The following is a 13,086-nucleotide window of genomic DNA, read 5'->3' on the forward strand; positions in this document are numbered from 1 at the left end:
TTAGACACACATAAAGTCTAAAACCTTACATTTAATTAAAATTTATATTGATACCAAGAAATAAAAAATATCGCCAGTTGGCGATATTTTTTATTTCTTGGTATCTTAGTATACAGTACCATCTCCACTTATTCTTACACCATCTACACTTTTATATTTAAAGTAATGACCTATATCTTGTTGACATGCAACCCCCCATGATAATACATCATCTAAATAAAAAGTGTCACTAGTATATAAAGAACCATCTTCCTTATACATATAAACTTTCAGGTTTTGATCTTGATTAGGTTCAAATTTATGATAAATGGCGTACCCTGTAGAAGATATTAAATCCGTTGGAGGATCGGTATATATATAACTTGAGTATATATATGAACTCATTGAATATGAAAATGAACGACTCCCATCACCTCTAATAGCCCAGGTACTAGTAGGTATGTTAATCCCACGAACTGAAGCATCAAAGTTTGTGGTTAACAAATTGCTGATTAAATGATTTTGATCTTTAAGTAAAATTTTAGGTGTTACTACTTCTGGACTCTTTCTGATAAGACCAGCTTCTTCATAGGCTCTAATATTCTCTTCACCTTTTACTATAATAAATGTAGGATCTGATTGTTTATCATTTGTAGCAGCACTTGTAGATATACTAGTTAAGAATAACATTGTACACAAAGTAAAGACCATTAATTTTTTCATTTAAATTCCTCCTTTTAAACTTATATATGTATTTTATTAAACATTCATTTAATTAGGTTAGTGATATTTTCCTCCTAATATTTTAGTATACTGAACCATCTCCACTTATACTTTTACCGTCGTCACTTTTATACTTAAAGTAATAACTCTTATCTGGTTCACACGCCATTCCCAATGTTGACACATCATCTAAATTATCAAGTAACATACTCGTAAACAATGAACCATCTTCATTATACATATAAATTTTCAATTGTTGAACTTGATCAGGCTCAAAATAATGATATATTGCATATCCAGTGGATGATATTAAACATGGTTCAGGATCAGTATATATATAATTTGAGTATATATATGAACTCATTGAATATGAAAATGAGCGGCTTCCATCACCCCTAATCGACCAAGAACTAGTTGGTATACTACCACCACGAATTGAAGCCTCAATGCCTGCATTTATCATACTATTGGTTGACCAATTTTGGTCATTAAGTAAAATTTTAGGTGTTGATACTTCTGGACGTTTTTTAATAAGTCCAGCTTCTTCATAAGCTTTAATATTTTCTTCACCTTTTACAAAAATAAATACAGAGTTAGATTGTTTATCATTTATAGCAGCAGTAGCAGTTACTCCAGTTAATAATAAGATTGAGCACATAGTAAAAACAATTAGTTTCTTCATTTGTATTTCCTCCTCATCAAAAAAAATATACAATACCAGCAGTCTTTCATAGATGTAACTATATTAAGCAACAATAATTGTCACAATGTATTATGTAATCATGCAGTTAACTAGATAAATAAAATACAAATATCACCTTTAGTTTTTTATGTCATTTATTTGGCTGATTTTATTACATACACCTCTTTCATTTTTTGACTTAATAGTATTATATATCTTTTTAATCATACTGTAAATAACATAATTATTAAATATTGCAAAATAAAACTAATAATTCTAATTAAATTATAATATTTAAATTATTTTATTGATTAGAGCTAATCAATATTCGTGTATATCCCAAATAAATAGTCTACCTTTTTCATAGGCATACAAGAATGGCTATCTCACAAAGCAATACATTTGCTTTATGGACAGCCGTTTTTTATATATTGGATTACTTAAAAGGAACAAACCCAACATAATTAATCCTTACTTGCTACCTCCACATACCCTACATCCTTATATACCTTCACCAATTTATCATACATAACCTCATAATCGTCGTTGACGATGTCCTGCATATAAGCAGCGCTTGTTTCTTCTTCTAGAATCCCCTTTAGCTGGGTGGCTTCATAATTGATTTCAATGATTTTGCTTAGGACATGATCTTTTATTTCGTAGTCATAAAGATAATTCTCAAAACCAATGGCATCATAGCCTTCTTTTTCTTCTTCCGACATATCCTTTAACAAGGATTCACTGTCCTCATCACCCTCGATTTCTTCTTCTACCACTGTTTTACTCACAATACCATCATGATGGTAGATGGTTACTGTTGATTTGATTGCTAGGGTATGGGCTCCCACGGGTAACTCAGGCTCCTCTACTTGAAGGACGGTTTTCTCTTCTTTACGGGTGTTGCATCCTGCCATCATTACCATTGCTATTAATAATATACACACTATTTTTCTCATCTAATGCCTCCTTATTGTATTATCTAGAAACGTCTTTTATACGAATAAATCTAACATCCTATATCCATTATCAACTTGTCATCAGTACGCTTATTATGCTATAATCATGTACTATTATCAAGCTTTTTGATTTTACTTATACATTTCCTTGTCTATCTTGTCCGATTGTTAAACCTATTCTGTCTGTTGTGTAATTAACTGATAATCTTTCACTAATCGATCAATTTCATACAGGGTGGTGTTCATATCATTAATACCTAAGAGGTATTTGTGCACACTTAACTGAATGGTATCGGATAACTCATCGTAAGATGGTGATACAGGTCTGGTGATGGATGTCATCAGTGCATTTCTTACGCTCTCATATTGGAGAATTCCATCTTTTTCGAAGACCGCTTCATCGATAAGTAATGCGCTATGTGTGGGGATATAACCTTCAGATGCCATAATCTTCTGCCCTTCAATACCTGTGGCAAAAGTAAGGAATTCCCAAGCCCCATCCTTATTTTGAGTATGTTGATTAATCCCTAACAGGTAACCACCAACAACGCCTCCATAAGGCAACGGTGCAATGCCCACTTGTTCCATTTTAATGGCGGAGTTATTGCTATTAATCAATTGATACTGATAGGACCAATTTCTTGAAAAAACGGCTTTACCTTGTACAAAAGCATCATGGGTTTGATTTTCTGTATAATTGAGAATATCTTCTGGCGTGTAGTCTGCATCCACAAATGTTTTCATAGTTTCCAGTCCTTTTTTCACACTGCGTAAGGAATCTGTGAACTCTGTCACATTCACCGTCAACCCCTCATAAGCACCCGATTGAAAGACAAACCCTGTATCTGTTCCACCTTCCCCTTGATACCGCTTAGACAGTTTCGCTAAATCACTGTACATGTAGTTGCCGCTATCCAGTACACTGGCTTCCATTTCTTGAATAAGGTCTTTTCGATAATACAGTAAACCAATATTTTGATAATAGGGAATAGCGTATTGTTTCTCCATGTAGCGGCCTGCTTCCATAATCCCTCTGCTGTAATCACCTATAGTAATACCGTCATCACCCATGTAATTATCTAGGGGTTCAATATAGCCTCTATGAGCAAATTCCCCAATCCAAGTTACATCAAGAGACAGCACGTCATATTTGGTATTGGCTTCTGATAATAATGTGTGTAATTGTTCATAATTCTGCCTTACATCAGGGGGTAATGTTACCCATTCAACATGATAGACTTCCTGGGAAGCATTATAGGTATCGATGAGCCTTTTGGTTGCTGGTGTAGCGTCTTCAATGGCTGCAAATGTAATCTGTTTCTTAACTTCAGCCTCTGAACAACCTGTTGTGGTTATCACCATTAAAACAGTCAAAATAAGTACAAGGGGTGTTCTCATGTTCATTCTCCTTTTGCTCTTATGAATAAAAAGACTATCCGTTTATATGCACTATAAGCAGACAGCCTTTTTTCAATCATACGTCTTATCCGTAGAGTACTCATTACATTATATACATCATCACAGAAATGCATTGCCCTAAAGCCCTGAAGAAACAATACCTTATGCCTCACCGTATAAGACGATCGTCATTATTTAGTTTTTTTCACTTCATACAAATTTATTCATCAACAATATCCGATGTCATATTTGCCATCAGTTTTTTGAATTTTTCTTTATTCAAACGATAGTATAAGCGTTTATGTGGACCTGCTTCCACACTGATAATCCCTAATGTGGATATTTTTTTCAGATGATAACTCATAGTGGCTGTGGTTATGCCCATATGATCTGCTAATTCTTTGCTATACCATGCCCGTTTTCCCAATAGTTCAATAATGTCATAGCGTTTATCGTCGGAAAGGGTTTTTAGCAGGTCTTTATAATCTTCTCGTTTCATGTTCTTATTATAGCGCTGTTCTAAGAGGAAACCGTATAATATGCTTAATGCATCCTTTTCTATTTTTAAACTACAAGTAAGCTCCCCATAATAGCTCAGGTACAAATGTACTGTTTTACCTTGTATCACTTCTTTATCTACTAACAAAATCATGTTTTCAAAAAAAGTATTCGGGTCTTCCTCAAGGAGTTGTTGATGTTCTTTTAATTTCTTCTGTATAATCTCATTAACTTTATCCCGCCTTGGTAAAAGAAACAGCGTGTAAAAACTCTCTAAGGTATTGGTAAGACGTTCTTTTACTTCTTGTGGGTACTTGATATAATCCATGTACAGCCCTGGGTCATCCCCATCGGTTTGATCGTCTTTAAAGTGATCTTCTATGGCTATTCGCTGTTGTTCACGATCCATATTTTCAATACCTTCAATGTCCAGAGCCTGATAAATAAGTGCAAGAAACCCTTCCACATCAAGCGCTCTAAGGTAGTTGAAAAAACTAGGAACGTCTTGTATACCTTGCTCTAAGGCATCATAGACCACACTGAATAACCCTCGAACCATGTTACCGCAGAGGTATTCAATGTCACGATGAAGAATGGGATTAATATGATCTTTTACATGTTGAATATACCCTTGAATATCCTTGGTCAATTCAAATCGGTTGACTAAATCATGTTTATTGTATTCGTCTTCTCTTATATAGCGTTTTATAGCAAAGTGTAAATCCACAATTTCATTATATTGGATACTGACGTCCATCTTACCACTCCATATCTATTCTACAGGCACGGGTTCTTCACGAAAAGACGGCTCCTTTTTAGCTAAACCTTTGAATTTCCAGCCAAATAAGACGCCCATAAGGATCATAACCATACCTGCATATATTATTATAATCGAAGTTGGCACGAAATCAAGTAATAATCCGTGGATTAAGAAGCCAAGGGGTGAAATGGCACTTGCAATGGTAGTGATTAAGGACATCACCCTTCCACGGTATTGATTTTCTGTTGATTCTTGAATATAGGTCATAAACGGAACGTTTATAATGACCAGTAAACAGCCCATGATGAAGAAGACGATACCATAATAAATAGCTGTAAAATTTGGTATTGCCATGAGTTCAGTGAAGATCAGAGGTATAGCAAATAGGCCTGATAGACATCCAAGACCCACCGTCAAAAATGCTAACCGATTGGCTTTAAACTTCCCTAGCTTTTTGGCAAAGCCCAGAGACACAACCAGAGCTCCAATGCTAAACGTAGCTTCTACAATACCAAAAGCTTCATCGGATATAGGGTATTGAACCACAAGTATATGGGGTATCGCCACGTTAATCACCGTAAAAATAAAATTCAGAACCAATGCACCCTGTATCACAATCATAATGGTAGTTTTGGTTTTTAAATAAGCAAAACCTTCTTTAATATCTTCTATAAATGTCATCTCTTTCTCAACAATTTTTTCCCCTTGCTTCTTTACTTTCCAATAGAAATCAATGAAAGCTTCTGAACATGTGGAAAGCAAGAAAGAGACCCCATTAAATAAAATGAAAAGTGTAGGAGATATAAGCGCATAGACAGCTCCCCCAATAACAGGGGCTACAATTAGAGAAACACTGTTAATGGCTTGGTTATAAGCATTCACTTTACCTAAGCTGTCATCATCTACGAGATTCGGTAATGCCGCATCAAAGCTTGTTGCAAATAATGAATTAAAGATAGAAAGAAAGACGGAAGCTAAATAGATAATCCATATCTGAAGCCCATAGATCTGACTGAGTAAAAGCGCTCCAAACATGACCACACCACTTAGAAAGTCCGTGATCAGTACAATACGTTTTCTATCAAAACGGTCAGCAATAACCCCTCCAATGGGTGTGAAAACCAGCGCTGGTACAGTATAAACTAAAATACTAATGGAGAAATTAAGGGCTGAACCTGTCACCTTCAATATGTATAGACTCATAGCAAAACCGTATATACGTGTCCCTAATAACGATACCAGTTTTCCTAGTAAAAACAGGATCATATTCTTGTTTGATTTATTCATGTTTCTAAATACCTCCTCATCCTTATTATGTCAAATGTTCATCTAATATATTTATATTATATGTTCATCTAACATAAAAGTCAATACTTTTTTTATGATGGTGTTAAATCCCTCTATTCCATCTCAAAAAATAGTAAACTGCTCACATTAAAATCAAGTACCTTCATTACCTATAACGCGTGTAATCAGGTAAAAAGCCTTACTATCATCTTGAATCTGTACAATAAAAAAAAGACCATCTCTCTTATCCACACGTGTTCGTAGTTGATAAGAAAGATAATCTTTTATATTTATGTTAGATGAACCTTTGACACCCTATGACATGTGACACAATTCCTTTGCAATCATGGTCGCCACACGTGCGTTGTTATAGACGAGCTGTTTATTGGCATAAAGGCTTTTACCCTCTGTGATATCAAGAATAGCAGATAAGATAAATGGTGTAATCTCCTTGCCTCGTATGCCCTTAGCTTCTGCATCTGCTACCGCTTCATCAATGACCTTGTTAATATAAGATTCTTCTAGGGCATATTCTTCGGGTATAGGGTTAGCGATGACCATTCCCCCTACGAGTTTCAAGTGTTCTTTTACTTTAATTGCCTCAGCAATAACCTTGGCTGACTCACCGTTATAATCCACAGAAAAGCCGCTTGTTCGTGTATAAAATGCAGGAAAATCATCCGTTTGATAACCAATGACAGGCACCCCATGGGTCTCCAAATACTCTAAGGTTAAGCCAATATCCAAGATGGATTTTGCCCCTGCACATACAACAGCAACATTGGTTTGAGCCAACTCCATTAAGTCAGCGGATATATCAAATGTAGTTTGCGCATTGCGATGAACCCCACCGATGCCCCCTGTTGCAAATACCTTAATACCTGCCAGTTCAGCAATCATCATGGTGGTTGCTACTGTTGTGGCACCGTCTAGTTTCTTAGCAAGAATCATCGGGATATCTCTTCGACTGGCTTTTAAAATGGACAGACCTGTTTTTCCAAAGTAGTTCAGTTCTTCATCTGTAAGCCCTACTTTCATACGACCACCAATAATGGCGATGGTAGCTGGTGTGCCGCCTGCTTGACGTATTTCCTCTTCGCATCGTTTTGCACTTTCCACGTTCTCTGGATAGGACATACCATGGGAAATAATGGTAGATTCCAGTGCTACGACAGGTCGATCGTTATCTATGGCGTCTTTAACTTCTGGACAAATATCTAAATAATTTAACATATTGTCATCTCCTTAACTATTTTATGAATGGTATCTGCCTGCATATGAGGGCTGACTGTTTCTTGGTGTTGTAATGCCAATATGGCTGCTGCTGTTGAGAATTTAGCAATCTCCACTGTTGGCTCATCATACAAGGTGCCATGGATAATACCTGCCATAAAAGCGTCACCTGCTCCAGTAGCATTGACCACTTTTATCTTAGGTGAGGCCAATAGCCCTCCTTGGCGGCGGTCTTTATAATACACACCATCACTACCAAGAGTGATAAACACCCGTTCTACACCTTCATCAATAAAATACTGTGCAAGCTTAGGTAAATCGTCATGATTCTGAATGGTCATATCGGATAGAAACTGGGCTTCAAGACGATTGAGTTTAATGGTATGAAAGCCACCAATCATATCCTTGACACCACGAGATTTCTTAATGGATACTGGATCAAGTAGAATCTTACTGTCTTTAAAGGTATGCAAAATATATGCAATGACATCTTCAGGCACACATGCGTCTACTACAATGACCTCTGAATTTTTCAACACATGGGATTTACCCTTAATGAATTCTATTGTCATACGGTCCATAATATGCATGTCGGATAGAGCCATGGCCATGTCACCATCTACATCCATGATGGCTAAGTATACCGAGGCATTGGCATCAGGCAGTACCAATACATGTTCCATATCAATACCCACTTGATTACACTCTTCAAGAAGCCTTTTACTATTGGCATCGCCACCTGTGGCTGTAATCAGTTTGGTATCAATACCCAGTCGTGCCATGTTCTCAGCGATATTGCGCCCAACGCCTCCAAGGCATATTTTCACTTCTCCTGGGTTGGAATCCCGCTGGATAAGCTTCTCTTTTGTAAAGCCTTGAATATCCAGATTGGCAGCACCCACTACTGTCACATAATCCGTTTTATTCATCACGTAGCCGCGCCCTCGTATATAACCTTTTTTAATCAAGTTTGTAATATGGACCCCTACGGAAGAACGTGTTATATTTAATGTTTCACCAATCTCTTTCTGGGAGATCAGAGGATTTTTCTTAATTAATTCCAATATTTCTTTCTCACGTCCAGTCACCTGTTGTCCTCCTTTTATTTTACGCAAGCTTAACTTAAACTTTACTTATTATATAAGCATGTGCTTACTAAATTATCATAACACTAATCGCATTGGATTGCAAGGGTTATTATGTTAGGAAATTATCCTTAGCACAAATGAGAACGCACCGTTCGTCCGTGGCTCGTAGCTCCATTTTCCCCTTTACTATATTCACTCGGTATTTTCATCATACCTTGTGTATGCATTTTATTGTAGTCGACAAAAAAAGCCTAAGTAAACATCCATTTACTTAGGCTCTATGAAATCTTATCATGATTTATGTTTTATACAACGTTAGGGCGAAATTAAGTACTTTATTCCCAACAGAAAATAGGGTAACTATTGTTCATATTTCCCATATTGTTTTACAAGTTCACTTACCCTTTTAATCCGATCAAATCTTGCATGCGGTACCACTTGATCGGCCACTCCTAAGACGTACCTTGGCTCCTTAGTCATGACTTTTAGCACCCTGATGACATGGGCATCGAAATCTTCATCGCTTACTTGATCCGAAAAAAGACCCCCAGGTATACCGCCCCAGATAATGGTATCATCGTCTACCCATTGATGCAGGTCCTCGATTGCAATATCCCCTACAGGTTCAGGGGTTAGTGCTTCAAGGACGTCAAACCCTGCTGACGATAATTCACGGATTAATCCTTTCATGGTACCATCCAGATGGACGAAGGAGTATTTACCAGCTTCTCGAATCCGATTCACCCACTTTTCTTGATACCTCCGCATATAGTTTTCATAATTGTCTTTTCCTACAACTTCTGATGTGATGTTTTCTGGAATCATTAAACATTCTGCTGGCGAATGAAGTGCGATCATTGCTGCTTCATCATGTTTCTTTTCCATTAAGGCCATGACTTCTTCAAATAAATCAGGTGCATCCAATTTCATATATATGGTTGCTTCAATACCTGCTCTTAATGCAACAGTCTCCATAAATGGACTTTTAGGCAGGTAACACAAAACAACACCATTATCCCCAATTATTTCCCGTCTTCTTTCGGCTAATGCATAGTCTGGCTCATAATAGGTGTGTTCATATAAATATTTGAAAGCTTCTAAATCCTTATAGGTTTTTAGCAGATGTTCTTGTGGTGCCCAACTGTATGTTTGTTTGGTGTATTGCCATACTTCTTTCAGATTGCCATAAGGTGTTTCAACCATTGTCACACGATAGTCACTGTCAACGGTTTCCGTGACCTTCACACCATCATATCGGGTTGTAAATGGAAAATACCCTTGTAAATAAAACCCTACATCCAAATCACGATGCAACTTCTGAAGACCTTCACCTACAAATGCAGATGCCAGCCCTTCGTTCATCACCGATTGTCTTTGGGTTGATTTTTTCATGTACTCCTCTGGCATTTTATTATCTTTTAGTAAATAGTCAATCCAATAAGCCAAATCACCACACCATGGCACATAATCTGGCTTCTCTTTTTTGAGTACGGCTAAGATTCTTTCTCTATTTGTCATGCCTTATTCTCCTTTTTCTAACTGCAACACCTTTGTTGATTTTCTTAATCATATGCAGTATACTAGGAACGTGATTGTGTTTAAGCCTGAAGCGAAAGCTATGTATTCCTTCAGTGCTTAGACTTTTTTTATAGATTTAACAAGTGTTCATAGGTACCATATTTTTTCGATGCTTCAATCATGGCTTTGAAATTGTCCACATTGGTATTGGGACCCATGGCACATCCTGAGCTTAAAAATAGTCCTCTACCCTTTGTTGATTCAATGATTTTCTTTGCTTGGGCATCCACTTGTTGTGCGGTACCGATAACTAATGGGTCACTTGGGTTAATGTTACCGACAAGAACCGTATCATCAGAAAAAATCTCTCTTGCTGTACCCATATCGACTTTCCAATCCACTTCAATTATTTTTGAATGGATGAATGCCATATCTTGTAGGATTCTACTTGCATCACCACAGATATGGACGGAATAAGGAATACCATAATCTTGAACCGCCTTGACCACTTTTTTCTCAGGTTCTAGGGCAAAATTCCGATAGAATTCCGGTGAAATCAAATTGGGACCTGCTGATGCATCACCCATAGACGTTGCATGAGCACCTGCATCTTTTTGTGCTTTAGCAAATCGAATACAGGCTTCACTGCACCAGTTCAATAAGTCTTGAATATCTTTGGGGTTCGCTAATACCAAATCCATCATGAATTGTTCCATACCTCTCAGTAAACAAGCTAAACTAAAGGGTCCTTGATCAGCTCTCCCCATAACAAATACATGATCACCAATGGCATCAACCAGCCGTTCCGTTGTTTCTAACCATACGGGAAGCCGACCATCTTTTAAGGGGTCAGGTAACTTGAGGTCTTCAAAATCACGAAGATTCTTAAGCACTGGCTTACTCTCATCAACTGCTGCTACACCATCTTCACGGTAAATCACTTCAGCTCCACACGCTTCAGCTAATGACGCATCATCCACGTCTATAATGCATCCATCGTATGCATATTTTTCTTGACAGATGATATGACTTTGAGCTAATAGCTTGGCATTATTGTTAATTTGTCCGATTTTATAGCCTGCTGTTTCACATGCCAGTAAAAAAGATTGTGGCACCACTGGAACCCGGTCAGGTAATTGGCCATTCATCACGGCCTGACATCTTTCTAGAGATGACATCGCTTTCATCTGTTCACTTCCTTTCTTTTTCTTTACATCTATATAAAAGATTTTAGATGTCCATTAATGAAATAGATACACCTTGTTGTATCAACAACTTATATATATACAGTATGTATATATATGGATAAATTTTTATAGAACCGGCATTTTATAAATTTCTTTCATCACTAATGCAACGGCCCCTTGTGCCTCAGGATATTTATTCACCATGCTTCGATTAATCAGTACATTTTTAGCTTTGATGCCGAATATATGACCCAGAGCAACGGCTTTCACCTTTTCTAAAAATATGGGAAAATTATTAATCACATCGCCGCCTAATATCACCATATCTGGATTAAAAATATTAATAGCATTAGCGACACCGTATCCCATAATTCTACCTGCTTCAGAAATAATATCCATGGTTAATGGGTCACCTTCATTGTATGCTTTCACAACTCGATTAAAATCGATGGTATCGGTGGCTTCGTTGGTCATGGACGATAATGCCCCATTTTCAAGAGCATCTTTTACTTTTCTTACGATTGTGGTGGCACTTGTGTACATTTCCAAGCACCCTTTATTGCCACAATAACAGGTTTCGCCATCAACGTTAACGATATGGTGACCAATATGACCTGCATAACCGTCTTTTCCCCGGTATACCTTGTCATCAATGATGATACCGCTGCCAACCCCTGAATCTACGGTAATGTAGACAAAATCTTTAACACCTTTTCCAACACCAAACCATTGTTCACCGATTGCAGCACAAATGGTATTATATTCAGATAGTGTTTTTATGGTAGGTTTATGTTTTTTCAGTAATTGGTTAAAATCAACGTCATGCCAAGCATAGTATTGAAATTCCTTTTTTTGTGATCCTATTTTAAAACCAGTACCAGGTGTTGCAACCCCCATGCCTATCACGTCATCAACAGCTATCTTATGGGTTGTTATTAATTGTTCACTTATAACATCTATTTGCTTTACAATCCGAATGGGATCTTCCTGGTCTTCTATTGGGACAATTAACTTGTCAAGGATATTCCCTTTGAAGTCGGTAAGAATGGCCGTTAAAAAAGTACCAATGTTCACACCAATAAAATAACCATAATGCTTGTTGATTTCTAACATAATGGGTTTTCGACCTGAAGCGGTATCTTCTTTTCCGATTTCTATGATTAGTCCTTCATCAATTAAGCTATTCACAATTCGTAACACGGTGGGTAGTGCTAATTTAGTAATCTTCACCAAGTTAGCTCTTGACACAGGCTCATGTTTTCTCAATTCGTTTAGAACCATTCTTTTATTGATGTCTTTTAGTAACATTGCATTTCCAATTGTTTTCATATTTACCTTACTCCAATTTTAAAGCTATGATATGATCTATAATGTATGCCTTATTTTATATATATACAGTATGTATATAATTATGTTATACCATGCTTCATCTTATGTCAAGTATTTTGCAATGACAAATCATTGGCATTTTCGTTATCCATGCTGATGGTTTTGATGACCATTACACTTACGTAAGGCAGACTGGCCACTTAATCCATTGTATGCAATGATTAGATGACAACCTTATAAAAATAGGACTGCTGCATAACATATACTTCATGTTATTGCAGCAGCCCAAATAGCTTAACAACGCGTTCATTCTTTACATTTTATTTACCTTATTCTTAATCCCATGCATACGGGATAAGCATCTCGTCACGTCTTTGAATGATTATGAATCATATGCGTTCTTGTCTATGTCTTCATAGTGACACCATAAAACGTTCATTATGTAGCA

The 13,086-nt window shown here is 36.9% G+C and carries 11 protein-coding genes; all 11 read right to left on the bottom strand.

Features of this window, described 5'->3' with window-relative positions; all coding sequences use genetic code 11:
- Positions 1–105: 105 nt before the first annotated feature.
- Positions 106–702 carry a hypothetical protein gene (locus HZI73_RS23250; protein WP_212695724.1) on the bottom strand — a complete coding sequence of 199 codons (597 nt, stop codon included), beginning with the start codon at positions 700–702 and terminating at the stop codon, positions 106–108.
- Between the two features lie 82 nt (positions 703–784).
- On the bottom strand, positions 785–1,384 hold the full coding sequence (locus tag HZI73_RS23255) for a hypothetical protein (protein WP_212695725.1): 600 nt from the start codon (positions 1,382–1,384) through the stop codon (positions 785–787).
- 464 nt (positions 1,385–1,848) lie between these two features.
- A complete protein-coding gene (locus HZI73_RS23260; RefSeq protein ID WP_212695726.1) occupies positions 1,849–2,340 on the bottom strand; it encodes a hypothetical protein in 492 nt (163 codons plus the stop codon).
- A gap of 174 nt (positions 2,341–2,514) precedes the next feature.
- Positions 2,515–3,738: an extracellular solute-binding protein gene (locus tag HZI73_RS23265; protein ID WP_212695727.1), complete on the bottom strand. Its 1,224-nt coding sequence runs from the start codon at positions 3,736–3,738 to the stop codon at positions 2,515–2,517.
- A gap of 220 nt (positions 3,739–3,958) precedes the next feature.
- Positions 3,959–4,993 carry an ArsR/SmtB family transcription factor gene (locus HZI73_RS23270; RefSeq protein WP_212695728.1) on the bottom strand — a complete coding sequence of 345 codons (1,035 nt, stop codon included), beginning with the start codon at positions 4,991–4,993 and terminating at the stop codon, positions 3,959–3,961.
- Between the two features lie 15 nt (positions 4,994–5,008).
- Positions 5,009–6,283, bottom strand: a complete 1,275-nt coding sequence (locus HZI73_RS23275; RefSeq protein ID WP_212695729.1) for an MFS transporter — start codon at positions 6,281–6,283, stop codon at positions 5,009–5,011.
- 315 nt (positions 6,284–6,598) lie between these two features.
- The gene (locus tag HZI73_RS23280) at positions 6,599–7,516 is read right to left on the bottom strand and encodes a pseudouridine-5'-phosphate glycosidase (RefSeq protein WP_212695730.1); all 918 of its coding nucleotides are present in this window, start codon (positions 7,514–7,516) and stop codon (positions 6,599–6,601) included.
- Entirely contained in the window at positions 7,510–8,604 is a 1,095-nt protein-coding gene (locus tag HZI73_RS23285) for a carbohydrate kinase (protein ID WP_212695731.1), read from the bottom strand. The genes HZI73_RS23280 and HZI73_RS23285 overlap by 7 nt, the downstream gene beginning before the upstream one ends.
- Positions 8,605–8,964: 360 nt before the next feature.
- Complete coding sequence (locus HZI73_RS23290; protein ID WP_212695732.1) at positions 8,965–10,122, bottom strand: uroporphyrinogen decarboxylase family protein; 1,158 nt, start codon at positions 10,120–10,122, stop codon at positions 8,965–8,967.
- Between the two features lie 128 nt (positions 10,123–10,250).
- Positions 10,251–11,309, bottom strand: coding sequence for a uroporphyrinogen decarboxylase family protein (locus HZI73_RS23295; protein WP_212695733.1), 1,059 nt, complete (start codon positions 11,307–11,309; stop codon positions 10,251–10,253).
- Positions 11,310–11,435: 126 nt separating this feature from the next.
- On the bottom strand, positions 11,436–12,638 hold the full coding sequence (locus HZI73_RS23300) for an ROK family transcriptional regulator (protein WP_212695734.1): 1,203 nt from the start codon (positions 12,636–12,638) through the stop codon (positions 11,436–11,438).
- Between the last annotated feature and the right edge of the window lie 448 nt (positions 12,639–13,086).

It is taken from the genome of Vallitalea pronyensis (assembly GCF_018141445.1).
Taxonomy (GTDB): domain Bacteria; phylum Bacillota; class Clostridia; order Lachnospirales; family Vallitaleaceae; genus Vallitalea; species Vallitalea pronyensis.

Bases quoted from the DNA above. Each gene is read 5' to 3' on its own strand.
- HZI73_RS23270 (WP_212695728.1), bottom strand. From the start codon at position 4,993: ATGGACGTCAGTATCCAATATAATGAAATTGTGGATTTACACTTTGCT.
- HZI73_RS23275 (WP_212695729.1), bottom strand. From the start codon at position 6,283: ATGAATAAATCAAACAAGAATATGATCCTGTTTTTACTAGGAAAACTG.
- HZI73_RS23260 (WP_212695726.1), bottom strand. From the start codon at position 2,340: ATGAGAAAAATAGTGTGTATATTATTAATAGCAATGGTAATGATGGCA.
- HZI73_RS23250 (WP_212695724.1), bottom strand. From the start codon at position 702: ATGAAAAAATTAATGGTCTTTACTTTGTGTACAATGTTATTCTTAACT.
- HZI73_RS23300 (WP_212695734.1), bottom strand. From the start codon at position 12,638: ATGAAAACAATTGGAAATGCAATGTTACTAAAAGACATCAATAAAAGA.
- HZI73_RS23280 (WP_212695730.1), bottom strand. From the start codon at position 7,516: ATGTTAAATTATTTAGATATTTGTCCAGAAGTTAAAGACGCCATAGAT.
- HZI73_RS23265 (WP_212695727.1), bottom strand. From the start codon at position 3,738: ATGAGAACACCCCTTGTACTTATTTTGACTGTTTTAATGGTGATAACC.
- HZI73_RS23255 (WP_212695725.1), bottom strand. From the start codon at position 1,384: ATGAAGAAACTAATTGTTTTTACTATGTGCTCAATCTTATTATTAACT.
- HZI73_RS23295 (WP_212695733.1), bottom strand. From the start codon at position 11,309: ATGAAAGCGATGTCATCTCTAGAAAGATGTCAGGCCGTGATGAATGGC.
- HZI73_RS23290 (WP_212695732.1), bottom strand. From the start codon at position 10,122: ATGACAAATAGAGAAAGAATCTTAGCCGTACTCAAAAAAGAGAAGCCA.